The 23,280-nt window shown below is 54.1% G+C and carries 23 protein-coding genes; 6 read left to right on the forward strand and 17 right to left on the reverse strand.

The features are described 5' to 3' along the window. The first annotated feature begins 4 nt into the window (after nt 1-4). Entirely contained in the window at nt 5-559 is a 555-nt protein-coding gene (locus ACKPCT_RS12250) for a sigma-70 family RNA polymerase sigma factor (protein ID WP_090071042.1), read from the forward strand. A gap of 295 nt (nt 560-854) precedes the next feature. Here ACKPCT_RS12250 and ACKPCT_RS12255 read toward each other — a convergent pair whose 3' ends face one another. From ACKPCT_RS12255 to ACKPCT_RS12270, 4 genes are all read right to left on the reverse strand, one after another. After that, nucleotides 855-1,364 carry a Dps family protein gene (locus tag ACKPCT_RS12255; protein ID WP_090071044.1) on the reverse strand — a complete coding sequence of 170 codons (510 nt, stop codon included), beginning with the start codon at nt 1,362-1,364 and terminating at the stop codon, nt 855-857. A gap of 108 nt (nt 1,365-1,472) precedes the next feature. After that, nucleotides 1,473-1,892: a hypothetical protein gene (locus tag ACKPCT_RS12260; protein ID WP_319569331.1), complete on the reverse strand. Its 420-nt coding sequence runs from the start codon at nt 1,890-1,892 to the stop codon at nt 1,473-1,475. A 3-nt stretch (nt 1,893-1,895) separates the two neighbouring features. Then, nucleotides 1,896-2,216 carry a DUF883 family protein gene (locus tag ACKPCT_RS12265; RefSeq protein WP_090071048.1) on the reverse strand — a complete coding sequence of 107 codons (321 nt, stop codon included), beginning with the start codon at nt 2,214-2,216 and terminating at the stop codon, nt 1,896-1,898. Between the two features lie 40 nt (nt 2,217-2,256). Continuing rightward, nucleotides 2,257-2,472 (reverse strand): hypothetical protein, encoded by a 216-nt coding sequence (locus ACKPCT_RS12270; RefSeq protein WP_319569332.1) that lies wholly within the window; start codon nt 2,470-2,472, stop codon nt 2,257-2,259. Nucleotides 2,473-2,497: 25 nt separating this feature from the next. Here ACKPCT_RS12270 and ACKPCT_RS12275 point away from each other — a divergent pair, with 25 nt between their 5' ends. Together ACKPCT_RS12275 and ACKPCT_RS12280 are read left to right on the forward strand one after the other, a co-directional pair. Continuing rightward, a complete protein-coding gene (locus ACKPCT_RS12275) occupies nt 2,498-3,979 on the forward strand; it encodes a sensor histidine kinase (RefSeq protein ID WP_090071052.1) in 1,482 nt (493 codons plus the stop codon). A gap of 154 nt (nt 3,980-4,133) precedes the next feature. After that, complete coding sequence (locus tag ACKPCT_RS12280) at nt 4,134-5,006, forward strand: PRC-barrel domain-containing protein (RefSeq protein ID WP_175527998.1); 873 nt, start codon at nt 4,134-4,136, stop codon at nt 5,004-5,006. Between the two features lie 189 nt (nt 5,007-5,195). Here ACKPCT_RS12280 and ACKPCT_RS12285 read toward each other — a convergent pair whose 3' ends face one another. Continuing rightward, nucleotides 5,196-6,149: an aldo/keto reductase gene (locus ACKPCT_RS12285; protein ID WP_319569333.1), complete on the reverse strand. Its 954-nt coding sequence runs from the start codon at nt 6,147-6,149 to the stop codon at nt 5,196-5,198. Between the two features lie 460 nt (nt 6,150-6,609). Between ACKPCT_RS12285 and ACKPCT_RS12290 the strand changes: the two genes are divergently transcribed. Together ACKPCT_RS12290 and ACKPCT_RS12295 are read left to right on the forward strand one after the other, a co-directional pair. Further along, a complete protein-coding gene (locus ACKPCT_RS12290; RefSeq protein ID WP_319569334.1) occupies nt 6,610-7,008 on the forward strand; it encodes a hypothetical protein in 399 nt (132 codons plus the stop codon). Continuing rightward, the gene (locus ACKPCT_RS12295; RefSeq protein ID WP_319569335.1) at nt 7,005-9,188 is read left to right on the forward strand and encodes a pyrroloquinoline quinone-dependent dehydrogenase; all 2,184 of its coding nucleotides are present in this window, start codon (nt 7,005-7,007) and stop codon (nt 9,186-9,188) included. The genes ACKPCT_RS12290 and ACKPCT_RS12295 overlap by 4 nt, the downstream gene beginning before the upstream one ends. A gap of 164 nt (nt 9,189-9,352) precedes the next feature. Here the strand turns inward: ACKPCT_RS12295 and ACKPCT_RS12300 are convergent, their stop codons facing one another. The 6 genes from ACKPCT_RS12300 to ACKPCT_RS12325 form a co-directional block, all read right to left on the reverse strand. Then, the gene (locus tag ACKPCT_RS12300) at nt 9,353-9,634 is read right to left on the reverse strand and encodes a hypothetical protein (RefSeq protein ID WP_319569336.1); all 282 of its coding nucleotides are present in this window, start codon (nt 9,632-9,634) and stop codon (nt 9,353-9,355) included. A gap of 24 nt (nt 9,635-9,658) precedes the next feature. Further along, on the reverse strand, nt 9,659-11,188 hold the full coding sequence (gene ggpS, locus ACKPCT_RS12305) for a glucosylglycerol-phosphate synthase (RefSeq protein WP_090071062.1): 1,530 nt from the start codon (nt 11,186-11,188) through the stop codon (nt 9,659-9,661). Between the two features lie 80 nt (nt 11,189-11,268). After that, nucleotides 11,269-12,057, reverse strand: a complete 789-nt coding sequence (locus ACKPCT_RS12310) for an HAD family hydrolase (protein ID WP_319569337.1) — start codon at nt 12,055-12,057, stop codon at nt 11,269-11,271. Nucleotides 12,058-12,102: 45 nt separating this feature from the next. After that, on the reverse strand, nt 12,103-13,332 hold the full coding sequence (locus ACKPCT_RS12315) for an NAD(P)H-dependent glycerol-3-phosphate dehydrogenase (protein WP_090071064.1): 1,230 nt from the start codon (nt 13,330-13,332) through the stop codon (nt 12,103-12,105). A 733-nt stretch (nt 13,333-14,065) separates the two neighbouring features. Continuing rightward, nucleotides 14,066-14,947: a 2-hydroxy-3-oxopropionate reductase gene (glxR, locus tag ACKPCT_RS12320; protein ID WP_319569338.1), complete on the reverse strand. Its 882-nt coding sequence runs from the start codon at nt 14,945-14,947 to the stop codon at nt 14,066-14,068. A 74-nt stretch (nt 14,948-15,021) separates the two neighbouring features. After that, nucleotides 15,022-15,801 carry an aldolase/citrate lyase family protein gene (locus ACKPCT_RS12325; RefSeq protein WP_210186696.1) on the reverse strand — a complete coding sequence of 260 codons (780 nt, stop codon included), beginning with the start codon at nt 15,799-15,801 and terminating at the stop codon, nt 15,022-15,024. Between the two features lie 541 nt (nt 15,802-16,342). Here ACKPCT_RS12325 and ACKPCT_RS12330 point away from each other — a divergent pair. Further along, nucleotides 16,343-17,080: a FadR/GntR family transcriptional regulator gene (locus ACKPCT_RS12330; RefSeq protein WP_319569339.1), complete on the forward strand. Its 738-nt coding sequence runs from the start codon at nt 16,343-16,345 to the stop codon at nt 17,078-17,080. Between the two features lie 31 nt (nt 17,081-17,111). On the opposite strand, the gene ACKPCT_RS12335 is transcribed toward ACKPCT_RS12330, so the two are convergent. The 6 genes from ACKPCT_RS12335 to ACKPCT_RS12360 all read right to left on the reverse strand — a co-directional run bounded on the left by ACKPCT_RS12335 (nt 17,112) and on the right by ACKPCT_RS12360 (nt 23,263). After that, entirely contained in the window at nt 17,112-17,258 is a 147-nt protein-coding gene (locus ACKPCT_RS12335) for a hypothetical protein (protein ID WP_175527999.1), read from the reverse strand. Nucleotides 17,259-17,445: 187 nt separating this feature from the next. Then, nucleotides 17,446-18,495, reverse strand: a complete 1,050-nt coding sequence (locus tag ACKPCT_RS12340) for a LacI family DNA-binding transcriptional regulator (protein ID WP_244544640.1) — start codon at nt 18,493-18,495, stop codon at nt 17,446-17,448. A 73-nt stretch (nt 18,496-18,568) separates the two neighbouring features. Then, nucleotides 18,569-20,110 (reverse strand): galactarate dehydratase, encoded by a 1,542-nt coding sequence (gene garD, locus ACKPCT_RS12345; RefSeq protein WP_210186697.1) that lies wholly within the window; start codon nt 20,108-20,110, stop codon nt 18,569-18,571. Next, nucleotides 20,103-21,608: a tripartite tricarboxylate transporter permease gene (locus ACKPCT_RS12350; protein ID WP_090071074.1), complete on the reverse strand. Its 1,506-nt coding sequence runs from the start codon at nt 21,606-21,608 to the stop codon at nt 20,103-20,105. Before ACKPCT_RS12350 ends, garD begins: the two co-directional genes overlap by 8 nt. 23 nt (nt 21,609-21,631) lie before the next feature. Beyond that, nucleotides 21,632-22,096 carry a tripartite tricarboxylate transporter TctB family protein gene (locus ACKPCT_RS12355; protein ID WP_090071076.1) on the reverse strand — a complete coding sequence of 155 codons (465 nt, stop codon included), beginning with the start codon at nt 22,094-22,096 and terminating at the stop codon, nt 21,632-21,634. Between the two features lie 123 nt (nt 22,097-22,219). Beyond that, the gene (locus ACKPCT_RS12360; protein WP_090071077.1) at nt 22,220-23,263 is read right to left on the reverse strand and encodes an ABC transporter substrate-binding protein; all 1,044 of its coding nucleotides are present in this window, start codon (nt 23,261-23,263) and stop codon (nt 22,220-22,222) included. Nucleotides 23,264-23,280: the final 17 nt, after the last annotated feature.

A 23,280-nucleotide genomic window follows, 5' to 3' on the forward strand; every position in this document is an offset into this window, starting at 1 on the left:
CAAGATGCAAAATGCTGACAACAGTTTCAAGCGCGAGATGCTCTCCGTGCTTCCTAGCTTGCGTGCCTTTGCCATGTCGCTGTGCGGCAAGCATGACCGCGCCGACGATCTGGTTCAGGATACGGTGATGAAAGCCTGGTCCAAACAGGACAGCTTCGAGGCGGGCACCAATATGCGTGCCTGGCTCTTCACCATTCTGCGCAACGAATTCTACAGCCAGATGCGCAAGAGCGGCCGTGAGATTCAGGATAGCGAAGGCACTTTCACGGAGAGCCTTTCCATTCAACCTGCCCAACATGGACAGATGGACTTGCAGGATTTCCGCGAGGCGCTTTCCAAGCTGCCGGATAATCAGCGCGAGGCGATTGTTCTGGTGGGAGCGTCAGGCATGTCCTATGAGGAAGCCGCAGTGATCTGTGACTGCAAGGTCGGAACAATCAAAAGCCGTGTCAATCGCGCACGCGCTCACCTTCAGGAACTTTTGTCGCTGGAAGAGGACGGTAACTACCATCCGGACAATTCTGCAGCCTCAGTCGTTTCTCAGGCATTTGTGAGCTAATTCCCCATCTTCTGACGTTCAATTTTCTTTAGAACCAAATGCTACTGTCTCCATTCACCCGATGTGCCTCTGCGGCACGTCGGGTTTTTCTTTTCCTGCCATCGCTATTCCCCTTGCACCCTTTCACTTCCTGTATACATGTGCTGTCGAATGTAAAGAGGTTTTGCCCTGCGCTGCTAAGGCACTCTCTACTGCGCTTTAGTGATAGGGAGCTGCGCACAAAAAACCCCTTCTCATTCGAAACGAATGAAGAGGGATTAATATTCAAACTCAGGTCTGTAAAAGACCCGCGCGATCAATCGCTGACGATCGCTCTCAGCATCCAGAGGGCTTTCTCATGGAAGGTCAGGCGTCCGGTCAGCATATCCTCGGTCACCAGGTCACCTGCATCCCCGGCCGCTTCACCAGCACGGCGCATGGTGCGCACGAGTTCTTCATGCATGGCGATCAGGTCTTCCACCATGTCCTGCGCCTTGAGATCTTTCACGTCGCCGCGCTCGGGCATGAAGTTGCCAAAATTGGCTCCTTTGACAGGCGCAAGGGCATCGAGTGCACGAATACGCTCGGCAATTTCGTCGGCAGCCGCAAACAGGTCGTTATAATGCTCTTCTGTCAGCTCATGTAGCGATTTGAAAAGCGGACCGACGACGTTCCAGTGGTAAATATGACTTACCACGGTAAGCTTGTAGGTCGCCCCCAGAATATCTGACAGGGCTTCTGCCATGTCTTTACGATAGGTTTCATCCAGGCCGTTGTTAATTCCGGCTTCTCCTGGAGCGGTTTGCAATACAGCTTGTACAGTCATAATGAAGAGTCCTTTCTAAAATCGTTTCGTCAATAGGGCACACTGTCAGGCTGGCGTACCCGCTCAACGGGCATCCAGTCGCTCATATTCATGACGCAGAGCGCCCTATTATTCTGATGAGCGCTTGCGCGTGACGTAGCCTGCAGCCGTAATGCCGGCCCCGAGTGCCATCATCAGCAACGGAGAAGCACTTACGATCTGAAAGACAGCCTGGACCGTTGCCAGATCGGAGCTGGATGCAGCTCGTGCTGCCGCCCTGATCCGCGCTCGACGCTTGCGGCGGCGCGCAAGCAAGTAGAGCACCAGTGCACTGAACAGAAATGCCAGAGCAGCCAGAATGATCGACGCCTCCAAGGCGCCAAGATAGCGCTCAAGCACGATGAACAGTGCCAGCAACCCGAAGCCTGCGCCAATGAGGCCGGCGAGGAAGGCTGCAAAAATCAGCAGCCCGTCCTCAGCGCCCCCTTTAAGCTCTCGCTTTATGCCGGGGCCTGCCAGATCGGCCAATATGGAGACCAGAGCGCCCATGGATTATTTACGAACCATCAAGGCAGCCAGGAAGCCGACACCAGCGGCCAGACCAACTGCGGCCAGCGGCTTTTTACGAATTTCAAGCATCATGCGTGCTTCAGCGCGGCCAGCGTCATCGTTAAGGTCGGTCAGCTTTTCCTGTGCCTTTTCTACGGCGGTTTTTGCTGCGCCTCGGGCACGATCCTGCAAATTAATCACATCTTCAGAACCGCGTTTGGCGAGCAGTTCCGTAATGCTTGCGATGTCGCTGCGAAGCTCTTCAATCTGCTTGTTCAGGTCAGCATCTTTGGTGGATTCGCTTTTGTTGTTGGCAACAGCCATAACGCAATCTCCTGTTTCGATGTTTGTGTTCGTCAGACACCTAACCAATGCACACGAACCGCCCTTTGTTCCTGAATTTTCTTGATATTTTTATTTCGAATTTTTCGGAACCATTCGACATTCCATGCGTTGAAAATATGAATCGCTCGCGTGCGTGTTCCTTTATTCTTTCCTGAATGGTCGCAAGCAAGCCCGATAAAAAAGCAACGATACGCTCGTTGAAAAGGAAAAAACCGACACCGAGAAAAAGGGTCATTTTCTCTCTTGAGGCCTAAGTTGAGATGATCGATTTGAATTTCATGCACAAAGAGTTGCTTGCGTTGGTGCAGGATGAAGGACGCCTGAAAGCTGTTGAACAGATTTGCGGCCTGGGCATTCTGCCGGACTCGGATTTTAATACCCTCATAGACATGATCAGAGCCCAGACCGGGGCCGATACCGCCTTCATCGCAGTGGTGAAAAACGGCGAAGTGCTGTATCAGGCCTGTTCATGTGATGAGACCCCACGCACCGATGTGACGGATGCGGTTTCCATTTCATGTCTCATTGAGCGGGATCATTGGTCTCTTTCTCCCCTACCGCCCGTATTAAAGCAAAGAGACTATCATGGCCGTGTTTGGGGTATTCCCATTATGGTCTCAGATCATGCAATCGGCAGCCTTTGCCTGATGGACGCGACCGACCGCACCGCCGTGTGGGCCGCCAGAAATGATGATCTGCTGGAGCGCTCTGCCCAATTGATTGCCTCCATGTTTGAATTGAAGCAGTCGGCACGGGCGCGCAGCATGTCCGAATTTGACCTGTCACGCGCCAATGTTCGCTATGCCCTGGCTCTTAAGGCCGGTCAGGTGGCAACCTGGAGCTGGGATCAAGATGAACAGATCATCGAATGCGACCCTTTGATGCGTCAGTTGCTGGGTCTTCAGGATGTCGGCACCGTGACCGGATCGCGCCTGTTTCGCCAGATAGATCCAGACGACCTGACCCGCATCAAGTATGAAGTCTCCACTATGGTTGCCTCTGACGAGGATGTCAGTGTCGAGTTCCGCGCCCGCAGTACGGGGAGATATGTGCTCGCTCTGGGGCATGTGTTCGAACGGGATAATGAAGGCAAGCCCAAAAAGATCCTCGGCGTGGCCATCGACCTCACAGAAAGCAAACGCAGCGAAGACAAGACGCGCCTGTTGCTGCGCGAGGTCAACCACAGAGTGAAGAATATGCTGGCCATTCTGCAGTCTCTTGCTAGCCAGACCTTGCGCCATTCCCAATCACCAGAGCGTTTCACACGTGCCTTTTCGGGGCGGTTGGCAGCCCTTGCCACCTCTCATGGTCTGCTTTCGGATCAGGAATGGGAAGACATTGATCTGGTGAGCCTTATCCAGACACAGGTCAAACCCTATGCCAGCCACTATGCAGAGCAGGTGACCATTGAGGCCGAGCCCATCGCCATCAATGCCGATGCAGCCATTGCCCTAGGGCTGGTTATCCATGAGCTTGCCACCAATGCGATGCAATATGGTGCACTCTCCCAGCGAGTGGGGCGTCTCGAGATTTCGATTACCGCCTCCCCCGCCATACATGGTCAGAAAATGTTGTCGATCCTATGGAAAGAGACCGGGGGCCCGGCGCTCAGTGAGGAAAGACGCAAAGGCTTTGGCTCAATTCTGATCGAGCATAGCCTGAACAAAATTATTGGTAGCAATGTGCATATAGATTACGAGAAATCCGGCATTATCGCCAAAATCGATATGCCCACCCAATAATTCTCTGGTTGCAGAATTCTTATTTTTATAAAAAATCCGGAACAAACCTAATTCCCACTCGTTTTACTCCTGCAAGCAGAAAGGATACACCGTTTATTCTTTAATGAACATAGTATCCTTTCAACTAACGAGAAAATTTACGAGGAGAGGAATTATGAATTACAAGTTTATTGCTACGACTGCTTTGGTTGCTCTTATGTCTACTGGCGCCGTTGCCATGGACAATTCAAACAAGACCTCCCAGATGAATGACTCCAAGGCGCAGACCGAAATGAATGCGCAGTCTGAACAGTCCGGTGAAGAGCTGGTGCCACGCGCTACTATGGAATTCAGCATCTTTGCGAAAGATGTGTCCGCCGACGCCACTATGAGTGAAGACGGCTATCTGTCTGCCAAGCCCGGCCAGATCCTTGCCAGCGGCCTGATGGGCAAAACCATCTACTCCTCGGTCAAGGATGTGGACGGCGTGCGCACCATTATCGGTGACATCAACGATATCGTACTGGACAAGAACGGTTCTGTTGAAGCTGCCGTCGTCGGCGTTGGTGGCTTTGTCGGTCTCGGTGAAAAAGATGTCGCCGTTGACTTCAGCCGCCTGCAATGGATGACGTGGGATAATGAGCGCCATCTGGTCATGGCCTCTACCAAGGCCGAGCTGGAAGCTGCGCCAGAGTTTAGCCGTGATGGCGTGACTACCCTGGCCAATGCAGACATGCTGGTGATCGATCAGAACAAGCTGAGCACCGATCAGTTGATTGGCACCTCTGTTTATGGTGAAGAGCTGAACGAGATCGGTGAAGTCGGTGACGTCATCCTTGATAACAACGAGCGGGTTGAAGCCTATATCGTTGACGTAGGCGGCTTCCTTGGCATCAACGCCAAGCCAGTTGAACTGGAAGCAGACAAGCTGAATGTTTATGCTGATGCACAGGGTGCCCTGCATGTTTATACCCCATTCACTCAGGCACAGCTCGAAAGCATGCCGGCTTATGAAGCTGAAGACGAGCAGATCAGTTGGCTGAAATAACGCCTCTGGGAAACGAAAAAAAAGCAAGGGCAAGGCGCTGAAATAAAACCAATAAGAATTATCGCCACCCTCTAATCGCATCAGGATCTGACTGGTTCGCGTGATGCGACAGATATGAAAGAAGGCACCGTCCATCCTCCCGGGCGGTGCCTTCTTGTTGTTTCATTCTGCGGATATACCATCAAATCTTCAGAGGCCGGCCTTTGTCAGGTTGTCCATTTCATCTTGTGTCAAATCGAGCTCAACAGCCTTCACGAAGCTTTCAATCTGGGAAAAGCTGGTTGCGCTGGCAATCGGCGCGGTTATCCCATCGCTTCTGATGATCCAAGCCAGAGCAACTTCGGCCTGTTTGGCATCATGGTTTGCAGCTACTTCGTCCAGCACATTAAGCACATGCACGCCCTTTTCATTGTAGAAGCGCTTGGCCATCTCGCCCCGTTTCGGGCCTCTAAAATCTTCTTCCGCGCGGTATTTGCCCGTCAGGAAGCCCGATGCGAGACTGAAATAGGTGATGACGCCAATGGACTTCTCAACGCAGAAATCCTTGAGCGGGGCCGGGAATTTCTCACGGGAATTGAGATTGAATTCCGGCTGTAGCACCTGATAGAAGGGCAGCCCTTCCTTTTGCGATGCTGCGAGCGCCCCCGTCATCAGCTCCAAATCATAGTTGGAGGCACCAATGGTGCGGATCTTTCCGGCTTTCAGAAGCTTGTCATAGGCACCCAATGTTTCCGAATGGGAAGCATCCGGATCAGGCCAATGGGAGAAATAGAGGTCGATATAGTCTACACCAAGCCGGGAAAGGGAGTCATCAACGGCCTTGAGGATCCATTCTTCCTTCAGCCCCTTGTGGCCGGGGATCCCCATATCGGAACCAACCTTTGTGAACAGCTTGACCTTGTCGCGCATCCCCGGGCGCGCCTTGAACCATTTACCCAGAATGGTCTCGGATTCACCTCCCTTGTTGCCCTCGGCCCAGCGCGAATAGGCATCAGCCGTATCGATTGCATCAAAGCCATGGTCAATAAAGGCATCAAGAATACGGAAGCTCTCCTGCTCATCAAGCGTCCAGCCGATTACATTGCCACCAAAGACAATCGGGGCGATGTCAAAACCGGTTTTACCGAGTGCTTTCTTTTCCATCTGATCAGGTCTCCTTTCAAGATATCCGGGCGAGCAGGCTGGTCCCCCAATCACGGAGCTTATCACGGCTCCGATCAAGAAAGCGGAGACCTACTCGCCCATGTTCATATGCTATTGTGAGAGCCGAAGACCTTTCAAACAAGGGTGCGTAAAATGGAAATGGGTGGCAAACCCTTCTTCTGCACTGAAAAACCCTCTGCGCTGAAAACCGGCAACCATGGCCGAACAGTCCGTTCCCTGCCCGGCGCTAGATGCACGAAAATCTCCAAGGAACTTTCATAAAATTCGCACGTTGAATTCATGTAGGGCGAGCGCTGCCTTTCCATAGACAGGCGCTCCTCAAAGCTTAAAGCTGCGCCTGCCTTCCGGCTCTGCATCTTGCCTCATAAAGGCCAATAGGATCGCTTGCAGCGATCTGCTTCTTCCAGGCACGCAGCATATCTTATTGAGAGGATAAAACATGAAGATTCTACCCGATCGATATTCTTCGGGGCCTTTGCTGCTTGTGGTGAGCGCGGCCGCAGGGTTAGCTATCACGCTTTATCACTATATGGCCCCCCTTACGGGCGTAACAGAGACCATCGGTGCCGGACTGGTCGTCTTTTCGACCGGTATCATGCTGGTCGCCGCCCTCATCCATCCCATTCTGCCCTCCGGCGTCATGCGCAAAACTGAGATGTTCCTCATTCTAGTCGATGCTATCTGCACCATGGCTGCGGGCTATTTCCTGCATGAGTGGTTGTTGATGGTCGCCATGGCTATTGCCCTCATTGGTGCTGTGATGAGCGCCTTTACCGGCTCGGCAACTGGCGGCGGCAAATCCGCGTCCAGCCAGAAAACACAGGGAGCAGCAGCATGAAAACTCTCACACGGATTTTATTGAGCAGCGCCCTTTGCTTCTCCATGAGCAGCACTCTGACTCTGGCGCAGGAAAATAGTGAGGCCGATGCCCCGGCAAGCACCGCTGATGTCACCTTGCCTGAAGCCCAGGCCGAGACACCGGGCACGGCGGAAGGTGGCAATGGGGCGCGCCCCACAGATACCGATGGAATGGCCCAAGGCCCAGCCCCCGATGGCGAAGACGAGACCGGGGGCTATGTTGCGCCTGCCCCCGTTCAGGATGTCAATGACAGTATCGTGGCACCCATTCTCAACACCACTCTTCGCCAACGCAAGGGCATTCCTCTGGTGCCACAACAGGCGACGTGGAACAGCTTCCATGGCCAGTTGAATGCCCAGAAATATGCGCCGCTCGACCAGATCAACAAGGACAATGTGAGCGAACTCGAAAAGGTCTGGGAAGTCCATACCGGAGACGTATCAGACGGCAGTGGCGACACGCCCGCAACCGTATGGTCTGCAACGCCTGTGTTTGCCAATGATACGCTTTATATCGGCACGCCCTTCTATCGTATTCTGGCACTTGATCCGGCAACGGGTGAACAGAAATGGGTATTCGACACCAAGTCCAGGCTGGAAGCTCTGACGCAGCCAGCGCTCAAGAACCGCGGCGTTGCCTATTGGGAAGCTGACAATCCGGTTGCGGGTGAACCTTGCCAGAAGATCGTCTATATCGGCACCATGGATGCGCGCCTGTTTGCAGTCGACGCGGATAGTGGTGAAGCCTGCGAGGCTTTCGGGGACAATGGCGCACTGGACGTGAACCAGTGGAACACGCGCCCGGACCGCTTCCCGCTTTCGCTGTTGCAGCCACCCACTGTTACCGGCAACCATTTGATCATGGGCTGGGCCGGTTCGGACTGGGAATATTCCGAAGCCCCTCCAGGAGCCGTCTTCTCGGTAGATCCTCAGACCGGCGATTTGCAGTGGGCCTTTGACACCATTCCGGAAAATATCCGCCGTCAGACAGGCACGGCCAATGTCTGGACTGCGATGTCCGTGGATGAGGATCTGGGGCTTGTCTATCTGCCGATTGCCTCGCCATCTCCCAACTATTGGGGCGGCAACCGCAAACAGCAGATCCCATATGCCACGTCCACCACGGCTCTCGATCTGGAAACCGGCGAAGTTGTCTGGTCGCGCCAGTGGGTCCATCATGACATCTGGGACTATGATATCAACTCCGCGCCAACCCTGATGGACATCACGGTTGACGGCAAAGACATCCCGGCTCTCGTTCAGGGTACCAAGATGGGCTTCCTGTTCGTGGTCAACCGCGAGACGGGTGAAGATGTCTGGCCAATCGAAGAGCGTCCGGTGCCACAGGGCGATGGCACGATTGACGGCGAAGTCTATGCCGCGACCCAGCCCTTCCCGACCAAACCGGCTCCTCTGCTGGACCAGTCGAAAAAGCCGGAAATCTGGAAGATTGCCGATATCGTCGGCGGAGGGTCTTGCTCGGCGCTGTTTGACAAGCTCAGCTATGAGGGCATGTATACCCCGCCAACCACCAAGGGCGAAGGCGTCCTAACCTATCCGGACAGCGCCGGTGGCGTTCAATGGGGCGGCGTGGCCTTTGATCCAGAAAGTCAGACAGCCATCGTCAATACCTCTCATATCGTGCAATATATCAAGCTGTTTGCACGTGAAGACTATGACAAGATCAATGGTGGCTCTGGCAACGAGAACGGATTCTATCCGCAGGAAGGCGCCCCGTACGGCATGAGCTTGATGAATGCCATGAACTGGTTGGGCATGCCATGTTGGAAACCGCCGTTCGGTGAACTGGTCGCGCTCGACATGCATACCGGTGATGTCAAATGGCGCAGACCAATCGGGGAATCCCAGCGGTATGGCTTTTTCATGCCAGAGAGCATGGGCTCTCCCACCATCGGCGGCCCCGCTGTTACCAAGGGCGGACTGGTTTTTATTGGCGCAACCATGGATGCCAAGGCCCGCGCCTATGACCTCAGCACGGGTGAAGTCCTCTGGTCCGATCAGCTTGAGGCCCCCGTTGTGGCCAACCCTGCTGTCTATGAGTATCAGGGCAAGCAGTATGTCGCCTTTATATCGGGCGGTAACTCGATCCTGAAACCAACGGTGGGTGATCAGATCGCAGTCTATGCCCTGCCGGATTGATCAGCGATCTGATCATCATGAGAAAAGCAAAACGCTTGCTGAAGGGGCGCCACTGGGCGCCCCTTTTCTTTTGCCATTTTGCCTATTCACCCTGGCACCAGTGGACGAAGCGCGTGTAATTTGGCGAGGTCATAGACGTTTCTACTGCCTCCCCCCAAAAACCTTTACAACAATGAGATAAATAACAGGCGTTCCATTCCTACTAATCCCTCCAACAGGATCAGCCCGTCGCGCAATCGCCAACGGATCAGCAAGCACTGTTTGTGCAGCACGATGAATGGCTTGCCCAGCCTGAATACAGGAGATGAAGCAATCGTTGTTTGCAGATCTTCTGCTGGATGGGCGTTGTATATGCAGGAGGAGAGCCTTGACCAAAGTGGCATTGTTTCATTTGCAGGCATCCTCTCAACACAAAAAAGCCGGGCAGAAAGCCCGGCTTTTATCATTTTATCGTTTAAACGCTCTGCGTTTTAGCTCTGGGCACCCGGTTTAAAGGCCGAGTGGAAGGTGCGGCGACGCTGGGCGGCCTTGAGGGCAGAGAATTCCGCTTCGAGCTGATCGCCCCAGGCCTTGATATCGCGGCGAGACACCGCATCGCGCAACAGCTTCATGCGGGTGCGACGTTCTTCTTCTGGCATATTGAGGGCCGTCAGGATGGCCTCATCCATAGAGCGATGCGAGAATGGGTTGGCGATCACGGCCGAGCCCATTTCAACGGCAGCACCGGCGAATTCGGACAACACCAAAACTCCGTCGCCATCAACGCGGGAGGCCACATATTCCTTGGCCACAAGGTTCATGCCATCAACGAGCGGCGTGATCCATGCCACATCGGCGGCGCGGTAGTAGGCGACCAGATCCGAGAAAGGAATGGCGCGGGAAATCAAGGTCACCGGCTGCCAATCGAGCGTACCGAAACGCCCATTGATGCGGCCAGCGGCGGCTTCAATGTCATTCTGGATTTCTTCATAGGCGCTCATATTGCGGTTGGCGCTCACGGAAACATGCATCAGGCGCACGTTGCCAATAAGCTCCTTGTTGTTCTCCAGCAGGCGCTCGAAGCTGTCGAGCTGCTCGACGCCACCTTTGGTGTAGTCGGTGCGGCCAACAGAGAGGATCAACTGGGTATCCCCCATTTCTTCCTTGATGGCTCGGGCCCGCTTGAGATTTTCCGGATCGTTGCCACACTCGGTAATGTAATCGACATCAACACCGACAGGGGCAACCGAAATACCGATTTCGCGATCTTCCCAGTTCAGGAGCGTAGGCACGCGGCGTTCTGTCAGAGCTGTGCCTTCAAAGATCAGATCATCACTAACCAGCTCGCGGCGCAGAACATCCACATCCACAAGACTGCTGGCGGCGGAAACGAAGTTGGCCGCATAGCGTGGAATATGGAAACCGACCACGTCACACTGCAACAGGCTTTCAATGATCTCCTTACGCCATGGCAGAATGTTGAACATGTCTGCTGACGGGAATGGCGTGTGATGGAAGAAGGCAATGCGCAGATCAGGGCGCATCTTGCGCAGATAGCCGGGCACCAGCCACAGGTTATAATCATGCACCCAGATCATGGCGCCTTCGGCAGCCTCTGCGGCAGCCGCTTCTGCAAAGGCCCAGTTGACCTCGCGGAAGTTTGGCCAGTCCACCGGGTCATAGTTGTAGCGTTCACGGAAACCATGCAGGATCGGCCAGAAGGCTTCCTTGGAGGTGACGTGATAAAATTCCTTCACCTGATGGGCTGACAAAGGCAGGCGGGAGACGGAGTATTTGCCATGATCGTCTTCCACTTCGATCACCTGCTCAAAATCCGGATTGGCAGGATCTTCTGCCAACTTCCAGGCCACCCAGGCGCCGTGATCGACGGCCCCAAAGAAGCTCTTAAGGGTCGGAACGATGCCGTTCGGGCTTTTGTTTTCCCGAAGCTCGGTCTTTCCATTGACTTCAACTTCTTCATAAGGTTGGCGATGGTAAACGATGACAAGATCAGAAGACATGGGTCTAGCTCTATTTCCTTTTGACAAAAATTCGAAATTTACTTTGGTAATTCAGGGTTTGGGCCTGGGCCGCGGGGGCATCAGACCTTGAGATTCATGCCCGGATGCAGGCCGAACGCGCCAATGGCTTCTGCGATACCGGCCGCGCCAATGGCCTTGGCAACATGGACATGATCCAGAAAATGCACCTTTTCCAGCAGCGGCTCCTCGGCGCCACCAACGGCCACAGCCGGGACACCACATTGCAGCATGGAGAGGTCATTCAGCGTGTCGCCTGCGGCCAGAACGCGCTTGGCATCCAGACCGAGATGATCAATCAGTTTGAGCAGGGATGGCCCCTTGGAAAAGCCCTTGGGCAGCACGTCGAAATAACGGTCCGCGGAAATGATCCAGTCAAGGCCCATGGCATCCACGATGCTGCAGGCGGAGGCGTCAAACAGATCCGGGTCCATATCGTAGCTCACGCGATAGCGGAACCCGGTTGGCTGAAGGGTCAGCCCCTTGATATCGACCAGTGCGTCACGCACCCTGTCGCCACTGTCATTCCAGGCTGCGGCAATGTCATGCTCCAGAGCCGGGATAGGCTCCACATGCCCTTCGGGCGTCACCTTGGCTATGGTCGTTCCGATGTCACCAACAACATATTCCGGACGCGGCACCCCTTGGCGTGAGGTCAGTTCCACGATGAATTCCGGGTCGCGCCCTGTGACAAAGACAAGGCCGACGCTGTCGCGATTGGCTTCGATCCAGTCATAGAGCGCCTTGCGATCTTCATCGCTGCCCCCCAGAAAAGTCCCGTCCAGATCGGTTGCCAGCACAAATCGCTTCTGGGCGATGTCTGCCTTGATATCTGTACTCATTTCGTTCATGTCGGCTCCAATAAATTGCTATTCAAAACGGCTAACGGGATGCGATCAGGACATTTTCTCGGCAGCGCGGGCGAGAGCCTCTTGCGCTTCCTGACTCGCCGGATGCGAATAGGAAAGATCCATGGCGCTCGGTTCGGCCTCGATGGGACGCGACCAGAGCGCAGCAAAGGTCTGTTCAATATCGGCACCCTCATAAAGAATACGGCGAACGGCCTCACAGATCGGCATGGTAACGCCAAGACGACGGGCCAGATCGGTGATGGAGCGGGCATTGGCCTCGCCTTCAACCACGATATGGCGCCCCTCAAAGCAGTCTTTCCGCTCGATCCCCTGCCCCAATTGCAGACCAAGGGACATGTTGCGCGATGTCGGCGAGGAACATGTCAGCGTCAAATCACCAACGCCAGACAGACCGGCGACGGTTTCGCGGCGTCCGCCGAGCTTCTCGGCCAGCACCATCATCTCATCGATGCCACGGGTGATCAGCGCTGCGCGGGTATTTTCGGCAAAGCCAACCCCCTGCATCATGCCGCAAGCGATGGCGACCACGTTTTTGACAGCCCCCCCGATTTCAACGCCCACCAGATCGTCAGATACATAAGCGCGAAAGGCTTCTGTGCTGAGCGTCATGGCAAAGCGTACGGCCGGGCTTTCATCCGGCGTCAATCTGTCCGCATAACTGAAAGGAAAGGCCGACACGACAGCCGTCGGATGACCTATCGCGGTTTCACGGGCAAAGGTCGGCCCGGAAATGACACCCACCGAATGATTGGCCAGTTCGGACTCGGCAACCTGGGTCATAAGAAGGCCTGTATCCGCTTCAATCCCCTTGGCGCATACAGCAATAGGCACACCTTCGGGAATATGGGCAGCGACCTGTTCGGAAACGGCGCGAATGGCGCTGGACGGCACAACGATCATTACAGCGTCGGCATCAGCCAGCGCAGCTTGTAGATCTGAGGTCGCCTTGAGGGTGCGCGGCAATTCGCAGTCGGGCAGAAACACAGAGTTTGTGTGCGCCTCGTTGATTTCGTTGACCACCTCTTCAGAGCGGCCCCAGAGGATCGTCTTCGTTCCGGCGCGCGCTGCCGTTGCGGCAAGAGCCGTGCCCCACGACCCCGCGCCAACCACCGTTAGCGACGAAAAGGGGTGCGCGTGGGTTTCATCATTTTCCGGCAAAGAGGTTTCAGGGCGCGAGCTTTTTTCCTCTGCATCTGAGGGAGTTATCGGGCTCGCGGGCGTGAATTCAGCGACAGGAACCTGCCGTCCGCCCATCTGCCACCCTCCAAAAAGAGAATCCCAAAGAGTTCGAACTGCTACACCATCCAGCACTTTATTTCTCCGTAAAACAAACATCATCAATCGCAAATTCGCTCGTATTTTCTGTTTTTAGGTTTCGCCCCATCAGCAAACCACAAAGCTCGGGGCCTTTGAAAAAGTACGGTCTTGGTCTGGTAGAAAATCAGGACATGTCTTTGCTTGAGAAACATCTCATGATTGTCTGCCAGCGGATCTCTCCAACCGGTCAACGCGCCAAAATGGATTTGGTTTCAAAATTTTTTGAATAAATTTTTGTGGCGTGACTATTTGTGGCTCCAAGCCCGAAAACTCGATGAGAATGGAAAATATAGTTTTAATGGCTCCATGTCAAATTTCGCCAACAACCTATTTCTTAAAATAAATGTATTCTATTTGTTATATTTTTTACGTTTATTCTATAATTGAAAACTTATTACAGCATCTCATGCAAAAAATTTTTCTTAAATTATATTTCAAAAATTTTCGACAAGCCATATGACGCACAAGTTTAAACCAAGACAAACCCAAGCTAATTCGGGCGACAACAGTATAGAGGCAAGGAGAATCAACCGCCTTTGATGAGAGATTGGGCATGCTTAATTTTTACTCAAAACAAAAACCCGCAGCCGGAGAATGCCTCCAACTGCGGGGTTCTTCATGTCCATTTGTGTCAGGGGTCCCCCCTGAAACCGGGCTGATGCGACAGCCCTCATGCCACGGTGTGGTTGGCCATCATTTCGAGCGCCTTGACCATGGCGGAGTGATCCCATGCGGAGCCACCATTGGCCTTGCAGGCGTTGAACAGCTCCTGAGCAGTGGCCGTGTTGGGCAGACTGATGCCCATGGCGCGTGCGTTGGAAAGCGCCAGATTTAGATCCTTCTGGTGCAGTTCAATGCGGAATCCCGGATCGAAGGTACGATTGATCATGCGTTCACCATGAATCTCGAGGATCTTGGAAGAGGCAAATCCACCCATCAATGCCTCCCGCACCTTGGCAGGATCAGCCCCGGCCTTGGAGGCAAAGAGCAGCGCTTCACTCACCGCTTCGATATTGAGTGCTACAATGATCTGGTTGGCGACCTTGCAGGTCTGGCCATCACCATTGCCGCCAACGAGCGTGATGTTCTTGCCCATCAAGTCGAACAGAGGCTTGACCGTCGCAAAGCCTTCCTCCGATCCGCCACACATGATGGTGAGAGACGCCGCCTTGGCCCCCACCTCACCACCGGAGACCGGCGCATCGACATATTCGCAGCCCAGCTCGTTGATCTTTTTGGCGAATTCCTTGGTGTCGACTGGCGAGATCGAGCTCATATCGACAACGGTCTTGCCGGCAACCAATCCCTCAGCTACACCATTTTCGCCAAACAGCACAGCGGCCACATGAGGTGTATCAGGCACCATGACGATGATGATATCAGATTGTTCTGCCACTTCCTTCGAGGATGCTGCTACCTTCGCGCCCTTGGCCTTGAGGCTATCAGGCACCCCGATGACGTCAAAGGCGACCAGTTCGTGGCCTCCATCCAGCAGATGCTCTGCCATTGGTGCACCCATAATGCCTGTGCCGATAAAACCTACTTTGCTCATAAGAAAAGCTCCTTGTCTGGTGCGCCCGAGGGCGCCAGTTCAATTGGGTTGATTATTGAGCGAGGCGAGCCGCCTCAGGCCTGCTTGAATTCCGCAAGTTTTGCCATGGCGGCATTGCGCATGAGCGCCACTTCAGCACCAAGCGCCACAAAGCTGTAGCCCCATTCGAGATAGCGCTGTGCATCTGCGGTAACAGGCGCCAGCGTGCCAATGGGAACACCCTTGGATTTGCACTCGTCACAGAGATATTTCATCATGCCCTGCACGTCCTTGTGGCCCGGGTCACCCAGATGATTCATGCTGGCCGCCAGATCGGATGGGCCGATAAAGACGCCGCCCAGATTTTCCACTTCGCAAATTTGCTCAATGCGCTCGGCAGCACTGGCCGTTTCCACCTGAACCAGTGCACAGGCGCGCTCGTTGGCAGACTGGATATAGCCAGCCTCGGCCCCGTAGGAGCAGGATCGATGCATGGTCGCAACCCCGCGCACGCCTTCAGGCGGATAGCGCATGGCGGCAACGGCAGCTTCGGCCTCTTTCTCATCCTGCACATAAGGAAAGAGAATGGTGCGGAAGCCAATATCCATGTAGCGCTTGATCAGCACCGGATCGTTCCAGGTAGCCCGAACGACTGGCTCACTCCCACAGCCTCGGAGGGCCTGTAGTTGAGGTATCAGAGTGGTCAGCTCGTTCGGGGCATGCTCAGCATCAAGGACGAGCCAGTCGAATCCGACCGCGCCGATCACCTCTGCGCCAATATTGCTGGTCAGAGCCAGCCAAAGCCCGAATTGGGTTTCACCCTTCTTGATGGCTTCCATGAAGCGATTTTCTGGTGGGTTAATCAGATTTGTCATTCCGGTTCCTCCCCGTTATGCGGCCCATCGCTCCCGAGCAGACGCAAGGGCAGCAATCAAGGCAACAATGCTTGTGACAGGACAACCAGATAGACAGAGGAAATGGGCATTGCGCCCGAAACAACACACGGAATCACGCACGCCCTTCACCAAGCGCCATCGGCTTAGCTGGAGGAAAGGCAGAAAGACCGTGTGGGTAATTCCTGCCAAATCACACACTTTGTCCATCACAATCTCTATATTGACCATATTAATTAATCTGTTTAATTTTCCAAGAGAAAATCGCATATTTTAAAATTTTACAGAGAAAATGTCCAAAATCAGCCGATTTTATGTGGAAACTTGCCGAAATCGCTCTAACGGACTTGCAAAAATCAATCACAGAATAAACAATTAACCTGATTAATTTTTTTGCATTTCGACACCAAGAGTCGACTCTTTTCCTTGCGAAGCCTTGCGTGAGACGGTCTAAAGACTGCAAGACTGAGGCGCGTCAGGACTGGGATAATGGGAAATCTGAGTAGCATGAAACGGGAAAGCAATGTCGGTTGAAGAAGTAAACACAGCGTCAGGCGGCTCACTCACGGACCGGACTGCCAGACAGATAGAACAGATGATCGCCGAGCGCTCCCTGAAGCCGGGAGATCGCCTACCCACTGTGCAAGATCTCAGCCGCAGGCTTGGAGTCAGCCTGTCTGTCGTGCGCGAAGCCATTGCTTCGCTACGCGCAGGGGGCGTGCTTCACACACGCCGAGGCGCCGGCATCTTTGTCGCAGAACCCAGCGCCATAGACAATCGCGGTCTGTTTTTTGGCGATCTGTCTCAGATCTCGTCTGTCGTGGAAATTCTTGAATTGCGCCTTGCCGTAGAAGTGGAAGCTGCCGGGCTTGCTGCCGAGCGTCACTCCATGGCGCAAGAGTCGCGCATTTATGAGGCCTATGAGGCGATTGAAGCGGTTATGGAGCTGGGAGGCACGGGCGAAGCGGAGGATTCGCTTTTTCACATTGCCATTGCAGAGGCAACGAACAATCGACGCTTCGTCGATTTTCTGACCCAGTTGGGCAACGCGATGATTCCGCGTAACAAGCTGCGCCCGCTCCCAGCCTCGCACCAAGAACACATCGCTTATCTGGCCCAGCTTCAAGATGAACATCGCGTTATTCTGGATGCCATCTCAGGTAAGGACCCGGAGGCTGCCCGCAACGCCATGCGCGCGCATCTTTCTTTAAGCCGTGATCGTTATCACAGCATGATCAAGGCCAAAACGGCCCTGCGCTAGGTTTGTCAACGCTTAACGCAACGCCTCAAAACTAGAGATGAAATACGTCGTCGATGTCGAGTTTCTGCAAATCTGCGTGAGAAGGCTGACGGCCACATTCTACATCATTGGCAACGCGGGAAGCTGCAGGCAGGCAAGAGATGAGATGACGCGTAGACTCGAAAATTTCGCTGATCATGGGGATGTCTCGGTTTGTTGTTATACTTTAGTTGAGACAATATACCTGCCGATATCAATGTGAAAAGAACTAGACTGCCACAACAGCCATGCAAAGAATGCACACCTAGGACAATCCACCCTTTAAACAGGTGCAATCCGAGGTAAAAAATCTGATGATTTGACAGGAAATAACGCAGCGGCCCCGCTCAAGCCGTGTCCCGCTCTATGATCTCGAAGCCGACATCCAGCACGGGTTGCGCAACGGGTAGATCGGCCAGCCGCGCCAACAGGGCACTTGCCGATTCTCGCCCCATGGTCGCCCGATCAATCCGCACCGTTGAAAGCGCCGGATAGGTGTGAGCGGCGAAATTCTGATCCCCGAAGCCGACAATGGCAATGTCATCAGGTATGGAGAGGCCGCGTGCCTGCACCTCGGTTAGAACCCCGTGCGCAAGCGTGTCAGAGCTACAGAAAATGAGGCTGTCATGCAGGCCCTCATCGAGCAGTTTTGCAACACCCTGCCGGCCCAATTGCAAATTGGAAATGCCCGGCACAATGCTCTTCGGCACCTTCGTAATGCCCTTGTCAGCAAGCGTTTTCAGAAAGCTGTCATTTCGGATCAGGGCGCGCTGGTCTTCAGCGGACACGATGGCGAAGTTCCGGTATCCCTTATCGTAGAAATAGTTGGCGGTCTTTTTGCCTACACTTTGCTGGGAAAAGCCGACAACGATATCGAGCGGCGTCGGCGTCACATCCCAGGTTTCGACAATGGGAATATTGGCAGCCAGAAGCTGACGGCGACAATTGTTGGAATGCTGGATGCCGGTAAGAAAAATACCATCGGGGCGGCGACTGAGAATGGCTGTTACGAGCTGTTCTTCTTCTTCCAGAGAGTAGCCAACCTCCCCTTGCAGAACCTGATAACCGGCCTCTTTCATCGGCTTGGCAAAATGCTGCACTGTCTCAGCATAGACGATATTGACCAGACTGGGCACGATGACGGCCACCAGCTTGCTCTTGTTGGACGCAAGCCCTCCGGCCAGCATGTTGGGCACATAGCCTGTCTGCTCGATCACCGCGTTGATCCGGTCGAGTGTCTTTTTGGCCACCTTGTCTGGATAGTTGAGGGCACGAGAAACCGTGGTTGGCGCTACTCCGGCAAGCCTTGCCACACTTTCCAGAGTGACCCGCTGCGATCCCTGCCGCGCTCGTCTTGGCTCTGAAGTTAACAGTTGCTCGTCAGGTAGGTCTGCCACGTCCATATTTCCTTCATTACGGCCCCTTCACACGAAGCCGTTGACTAGCCGCAACGAAGGAAACCGCGCAATCCTATGTTATTGGCGCAGGATTGAACAGAACAAGGTCATTCCGAATACCCAGTTTGTCAGCTGCTGTCTTGCATCGCCCGCTGGCGATATCGAGAATGAGCCTGAACAGCTCCCAGCCACCTTCCTCAACGGAAATCTCACCAGACGCAATCCGGCCCGCATCGACATCCATAATGTCAAACCAGCGCGCGGCCAGCGTGCTGTTGGTAGCCACCTTGATGGTTGGCGTCGTTGGCAGATTATATGGGGTTCCGCGTCCGGTCGTAAATATATGCAGGTTCATTCCCGCTGCCAACTGCAAAGTTCCACACACAAAATCGCCCGCTGGTGTGGCTGCGAAGGTCAACCCCTTGCGCCGAAGCCTCTCACCGGGTCCAATCACGTCGACAATCGGGCTCGAACCGGATTTGGCTACAGACCCCAGAGATTTCTCCACGATACCGGAAAGGCCCCCTGCCTTGTTGCCCGGCGTGGTATTGGCGGACCGATCTGCGCCGCCCTTGTCGAGATAGGCATCATACCAAGCCATTTCGCTGACGAGCTTTTCAACCACATCGGCCGAGGCAGCCCTTGGTGGCAACAGATGCACCGAATCCCGCACCTCCGTCACCTCAGAAAACATGACGCTGCCCCCAGCCCGCACGATAAGATCGGCAGCCGCCCCAAGCATCGGGTTGGCAGTGATGCCGGAAAAGGCATCGCTACCACCGCACTGCATGCCGACGACAAGATCGGACACAGGACAGGTTTCCCGCTGGCGATTGTTGAGCCGCTCAAGATGCATGCGCGCCTGCAACAGAATGTCATCCACCATAGCCGAAAAGCCCGAAAGCCCTTCATCCTGAAGATACATGCTGGTTGCCTTGTCATCGCCCTTGGTCATGATCATTTCAGGGCGAAGCTTTTCGCACCCAAGCGCCACCACCATCACTTCGCCACCAAAGTTTGGATTGAGCGCGATATTCTTGATGGTCCGGATGGGGATATAGGCGTCGGTCGCGTTGATGGCCACGCCGCAGCCATAGGAATGGGTTAGCGGCACCACATCGTCCACGTTGGGATAGTTGGGGAGCAGCTCTTCACGAATGCGCTTGACCGCATGCTCTACGACACCGGCCACACATTGGACGCTAATGGAGATGCCCAGAAGATTGCGCGTGCCGACGCTGCCATCCGCGTTGCGATAGCCTTCGAAGGTGTAGCCTTCCAGCGGCGGCAGAGACTTGGGCGCAACTGCAGGCGCCTTGAGGCTTTCGAGGTGGGGAGCCTCTGGCAGCATGATCATATGCTCATTGACCCAAGCCCCTTTCTCGAGCGGCTGCAGGGCCAGCCCGATCGTCACCCCGTAGCGAATGACCGCGCCGCCTTTTTCAATATCGGCTAAGGCTACCTTATGGCCGAAGGGCACATCCTCTTTAAGGACAGCACCCGTATCCAGCTCTGTTCCGGCAGGCAGCCCTCCGGCGGTCAGAACGATGGAGACATTGTCATCAGAGTGAACCTTCAGGCTCGGAACGGCGGTATTCATGGCAGCCTCACGCATGTTTGTTGTTGTTTTTCTTCTGCTTGATCATGCCGTAGATCGAGAAGACAACTGATATCAGGATCAGCACCCAAAGGACCATGGCAATCGGGCTTTTGGTAAAGAAGATCGTCAGGGAACCGAAGGATTCCAAGCTTTTGACAAAATAGACTTCGGCCTGCTTGCCCAGAATGAAACCAATGATGAACGGAGCCACCTCAAGCCCGACCTTCTGGCCAAGATAACCGAACAGGCCAAAGAACAGCAGCGTCCAGACATCGAACATGATACCGAAATTGATCGCATAGGCCCCGACCACGCACATCATGATGATGCCAGGATAGAGCAGATATTTCGGGATCGTGATCACCTTGACGATGGTGCGGATGGCAAAGAACATCACAAAGAACATGACAAGGTTGGCAAACAGCAGCGCCACCATCATGGTGTTCCATGTATCCAGATTGTTGCCGATGAAGAGTGGCCCCAGCTGGATGCCCTGCAGCGTAAAGGCACCGATGAGCACAGCCGTTGTTGAATCGCCGGGAATGCCAAGCGAAAGCAGTGGTATGAGTGCCCCGCCGGTGAGACCATTGTTGGCGGCCTCTGATGCGATGACACCTTCTGGCGCTCCCTTACCCAGCTTCTCTGGATGTTTGGAGAAGTTCTTCTGCTGCGTATAGGACAGGACCGACGCCGCACTGCCGCCCACACCGGGCAACATGCCGACAAATGTGCCAAGGCTACTCGAACGGATCAGATTGATCATCTCACCCTTGAAAACCGAGAAGCTGAAGGGAGTACCGCCATTCAGATCGAGCTTTTTGCCCTTGCCAACCTCTTCCCGGATGCCTTTTTCGGCCTCTTGCATGATGGTTCCAAGCCCGAACAGCCCGATCAGAACAGGCAGGAGCGAAAAGCCGCTCTCCAGATAGGGCACCATGGCGTCTGTCATCAGACGATATTCGCCATTGCCGCCGTAGGAAATGTCATAGGAGCCGATCAGACTGAACCAGACGCCCAGTACACCGCTGAAGATGCCCAGCAGCAAATTACGCGACAGAGACGCAATCACCGTCAGCGCAAACAGAATGATCAGGAACTTCTCGACATAGGAGAATTTGATCGCAAAGTCCGCAAGGCTTGGCGCGAACAGAAACAGGATAACCGCACTGAAGATGCCGCCGAACAGTGATGCCGTGATGCCGGTTTTAAGGGCGCGCTCTCCTTCCCCCTTTTGCGTCATCGGATAGCCATCAAAGGTGGTGGTTATCGAGGAGGGAGTACCGGGGATTTTCAGCAGAATGGCCGGAACGAGCCCACCCGAGATGCCGCCTACATAAAGCCCCAGCAGCAGGGCCAGCCCATTGATCAGGTCGAGCGCATAGGTCATGGGCAGACACACGGCCACTGCCATGGTCGCAGTCATGCCGGGAATGGCGCCAAAGATGATTCCAACGATCACGCCGAAACCAACCAGAGCGAAAAACATGGGCGATAGATAACTTAGAAATTCCATGGGTCAGCCTATCGGTTCAAAGGTCAGGGCAGCGTGATGTTGAACATCTGCGCCAACACATACCAAGCGACGGTGGGCGAGATGATCGAACTGAGCGTGATGGTTATAAATTCGCGACGTCCCGGCGTATGCACAAACAAGGTCGAGAGCAGGAACATGAATGGAATGGAAGTCAGCAGAAAGCCGAGCCCCGTGTTGGGAAAGATTTCTCCTACTGGTTCCATCACGTAAAAATAGAGAATGGTCAGCACAAGCATGCCCAGGAGGCGCAGCCAGTCTATCTTGCGTGTTTGGTCTTTCTCTCCCGAAGCTTCAGGCCCTCTATTTTCCTCTGCCCGCGCGCGCATCTTGCGAAGGACTTTCGGTCCTTCTGTCAAGGCGATCAGCAGGGCAAGGATCAGAAGGATCCAGTGAATGATATTGGGAAAGAACAGGTGCGACTGATCAAAGTCGATCGACACCTTGAAAAGAGAACTACCATCTGCCATTGCGGTTTCTCCGGGGTGATCCTGTTGGCAGGGCATAGGAGCCCTCAGGATGCGGTTTTGTTGCGGAGAGCCAGACCCGGTTTCCCTTGGGTGGGATGGCCGGGTCTGAAGGATGTCTGAAGTCTATTTGATGCTATCGATGATCACTTCATACTGACCCATCTTGTCTTTCAGATAAGCCGCAGCTTCAGCTGATGGTTTGAAGTTAGGAATGAAGAAGGATTTCTTCTGGGTTTCCTGAATTTTGCCTTCTGCATAGATTTCGCCAAGCGCTTCATCCAGAGCGTCGACAATCGCAGGATCCATCTTCTTGTTGTAGATGAAGAAGAATTCCTTATCGAACGTGAAGTCTTTTTCGCCATCCTGCGTTACGGATGCTTTCGGGGAGACGAAGTCAAGCAGATGTTCCTGAGAGGTGTCGCCAAAGCCTTCCGGCTTGGTCTGCTTGATGGTTTCCGGGCGTGCGGTCAGCCAAACAAAGCGCATGGCTTTCTGATCTTCTGCGGGCAATTGGGTATATTGTTCGTTGGCCTGTACCGAACCGTTGATCAGGTCAGCCTGACCATCAAACAGCAGCTGGTTCTTGTCGGACTGCGAGCCGGTATTAACAGCAACAAGGTTGGCTTCCTTACCTGGGTAACGCAGCTTAATGGCGTTTTTCAGAGCCGAGAAACCGATTTCCGAAACACCCCCGGGCTGAATGGCAACACGGATTTTCTTGTCGCTTGCACAAGCCTGAATAATGTCTTCAATAGACTGATATGGAGAGCTCTTGGGAACCAGATAGGAGTTACCCGGATTGATGGCGACCGTCGGCCCTACGGTAAAATCTTCAAAGATATTGAAGTAGCCCTTTACGCCATACAGGTAGCCCAGATAGGACTGATCATGGAAAATCATGATCGTACTGCCGTTGGAAATGCGGCGTAGAGTCTTGAAGGCTGCACTTGAGCCAACAGCGTCAACCTTGACGTTGATGCCGAGCTTGTCGGCCAGAGCCTGCGCTACGATGGCAGAGTTCTGATAGGTGTCACCACCGGTGGATTTGGAGCCGATGACGATGCGCAAATTCTTGGCAAGCTCGACATCCGCAGCGCTGGCCTGCGAAGCAGCCAAGCCCATGAAGGCAGCCATTGCGACAGCCAGCCCGCTTTTCAGAAACTTCATTTTTTCTCTCCCTAATG

This window comes from Cohaesibacter marisflavi, from assembly GCF_963665895.2.
Classification (GTDB): domain Bacteria; phylum Pseudomonadota; class Alphaproteobacteria; order Rhizobiales; family Cohaesibacteraceae; genus Cohaesibacter; species Cohaesibacter marisflavi.

Coding starts and splice junctions, on each gene's coding strand:
- ACKPCT_RS12250 (WP_090071042.1), top strand. CDS start 5: ATGCAAAATGCTGACAACAGTTTCAAGCGCGAGATGCTCTCCGTGCTT.
- ACKPCT_RS12255 (WP_090071044.1), bottom strand. CDS start 1,364: ATGACTGTACAAGCTGTATTGCAAACCGCTCCAGGAGAAGCCGGAATT.
- ACKPCT_RS12260 (WP_319569331.1), bottom strand. CDS start 1,892: ATGGGCGCTCTGGTCTCCATATTGGCCGATCTGGCAGGCCCCGGCATA.
- ACKPCT_RS12265 (WP_090071048.1), bottom strand. CDS start 2,216: ATGGCTGTTGCCAACAACAAAAGCGAATCCACCAAAGATGCTGACCTG.
- ACKPCT_RS12270 (WP_319569332.1), bottom strand. CDS start 2,472: ATGACCCTTTTTCTCGGTGTCGGTTTTTTCCTTTTCAACGAGCGTATC.
- ACKPCT_RS12275 (WP_090071052.1), top strand. CDS start 2,498: ATGATCGATTTGAATTTCATGCACAAAGAGTTGCTTGCGTTGGTGCAG.
- ACKPCT_RS12280 (WP_175527998.1), top strand. CDS start 4,134: ATGAATTACAAGTTTATTGCTACGACTGCTTTGGTTGCTCTTATGTCT.
- ACKPCT_RS12285 (WP_319569333.1), bottom strand. CDS start 6,149: ATGGAAAAGAAAGCACTCGGTAAAACCGGTTTTGACATCGCCCCGATT.
- ACKPCT_RS12290 (WP_319569334.1), top strand. CDS start 6,610: ATGAAGATTCTACCCGATCGATATTCTTCGGGGCCTTTGCTGCTTGTG.
- ACKPCT_RS12295 (WP_319569335.1), top strand. CDS start 7,005: ATGAAAACTCTCACACGGATTTTATTGAGCAGCGCCCTTTGCTTCTCC.
- ACKPCT_RS12300 (WP_319569336.1), bottom strand. CDS start 9,634: ATGATAAAAGCCGGGCTTTCTGCCCGGCTTTTTTGTGTTGAGAGGATG.
- ggpS (WP_090071062.1), bottom strand. CDS start 11,188: ATGTCTTCTGATCTTGTCATCGTTTACCATCGCCAACCTTATGAAGAA.
- ACKPCT_RS12310 (WP_319569337.1), bottom strand. CDS start 12,057: ATGAACGAAATGAGTACAGATATCAAGGCAGACATCGCCCAGAAGCGA.
- ACKPCT_RS12315 (WP_090071064.1), bottom strand. CDS start 13,332: ATGGGCGGACGGCAGGTTCCTGTCGCTGAATTCACGCCCGCGAGCCCG.
- glxR (WP_319569338.1), bottom strand. CDS start 14,947: ATGAGCAAAGTAGGTTTTATCGGCACAGGCATTATGGGTGCACCAATG.
- ACKPCT_RS12325 (WP_210186696.1), bottom strand. CDS start 15,801: ATGACAAATCTGATTAACCCACCAGAAAATCGCTTCATGGAAGCCATC.
- ACKPCT_RS12330 (WP_319569339.1), top strand. CDS start 16,343: ATGTCGGTTGAAGAAGTAAACACAGCGTCAGGCGGCTCACTCACGGAC.
- ACKPCT_RS12335 (WP_175527999.1), bottom strand. CDS start 17,258: ATGATCAGCGAAATTTTCGAGTCTACGCGTCATCTCATCTCTTGCCTG.
- garD (WP_210186697.1), bottom strand. CDS start 20,110: ATGCGTGAGGCTGCCATGAATACCGCCGTTCCGAGCCTGAAGGTTCAC.
- ACKPCT_RS12350 (WP_090071074.1), bottom strand. CDS start 21,608: ATGGAATTTCTAAGTTATCTATCGCCCATGTTTTTCGCTCTGGTTGGT.
- ACKPCT_RS12355 (WP_090071076.1), bottom strand. CDS start 22,096: ATGGCAGATGGTAGTTCTCTTTTCAAGGTGTCGATCGACTTTGATCAG.
- ACKPCT_RS12360 (WP_090071077.1), bottom strand. CDS start 23,263: ATGAAGTTTCTGAAAAGCGGGCTGGCTGTCGCAATGGCTGCCTTCATG.